The sequence below is a fragment of the Enterovibrio nigricans DSM 22720 genome, from assembly GCF_900167155.1.
GTDB classification, from domain to species: domain Bacteria; phylum Pseudomonadota; class Gammaproteobacteria; order Enterobacterales; family Vibrionaceae; genus Enterovibrio; species Enterovibrio nigricans.
In genome coordinates, this window is the sequence record NZ_FUXU01000224.1 from 1 (window position 1) to 1,370 (window position 1,370).

Genomic DNA, 1,370 nt, shown 5'->3' on the forward strand with positions numbered 1-1,370 from the left:
TTACTTGAGTCCGCTAAAACCCCTTGGGTGTTGTATGGTTAAGCCTCACGGGCAATTAGTATCAGTTAGCTCAACGCCTCGCAGCGCTTACACACCTGACCTATCTACGTCGTAGTCTCCAACAACCCTTTAGAGAGCTTATAGCTCTAGGGATGACTCATCTTGAGGCTCGCTTCCCGCTTAGATGCTTTCAGCGGTTATCGATTCCGAACTTAGCTACCGGGCAATGCCACTGGCGTGACAACCCGAACACCAGAGGTTCGTCCACTCCGGTCCTCTCGTACTAGGAGCAGCCCCTCTCAATCATCCAACGCCCACGGCAGATAGGGACCGAACTGTCTCACGACGTTCTAAACCCAGCTCGCGTACCACTTTAAATGGCGAACAGCCATACCCTTGGGACCGACTTCAGCCCCAGGATGTGATGAGCCGACATCGAGGTGCCAAACACCGCCGTCGATATGAACTCTTGGGCGGTATCAGCCTGTTATCCCCGGAGTACCTTTTATCCGTTGAGCGATGGCCCTTCCATTCAGAACCACCGGATCACTATGACCTGCTTTCGCACCTGCTCGAATTGTCATTCTCGCAGTCAAGCGGGCTTATGCCATTGCACTAACCTCACGATGTCCGACCGTGATTAGCCCACCTTCGTGCTCCTCCGTTACTCTTTGGGAGGAGACCGCCCCAGTCAAACTACCCACCAGGCACTGTCCGCAACCCCGATAAGGGGCCAACGTTAGAACATCAAGCATACAAGGGTGGTATTTCAAGGACGGCTCCACAAATACTGGCGTATTTGCTTCAAAGCCTCCCACCTATCCTACACATGTAGGGTCAATGTTCAGTGCCAAGCTGTAGTAAAGGTTCACGGGGTCTTTCCGTCTAGCCGCGGGTACACAGCATCTTCACTGCGATTTCAATTTCACTGAGTCTCGGGTGGAGACAGCGTGGCCATCATTACGCCATTCGTGCAGGTCGGAACTTACCCGACAAGGAATTTCGCTACCTTAGGACCGTTATAGTTACGGCCGCCGTTTACCGGGGCTTCGATCAAGAGCTTCTCCGAAGATAACCCCATCAATTAACCTTCCGGCACCGGGCAGGCGTCACACCGTATACGTCATCTTTCGATTTTGCACAGTGCTATGTTTTTAATAAACAGTTGCAGCCACCTGGTATCTGCGACTGCCCTCAGCTCCATCCGCAAGGGACTTCACCATGGGCAGCGTACCTTCTCCCGAAGTTACGGTACCATTTTGCCTAGTTCCTTCACCCGAGTTCTCTCAAGCGCCTTGGTATTCTCTACCCGACCACCTGTGTCGGTTTGGGGTACGATTCCTTATAACCTGAAGCTTAGAGGCTTTTCC

General features: G+C 52.7%; 1 rRNA gene. It reads right to left on the reverse strand.

The features are described 5' to 3' along the window. Nucleotides 1-34: 34 nt before the first annotated feature. A 23S ribosomal RNA gene (locus B5D35_RS23790) occupies nt 35-1,370 on the reverse strand; the annotation flags it as partial.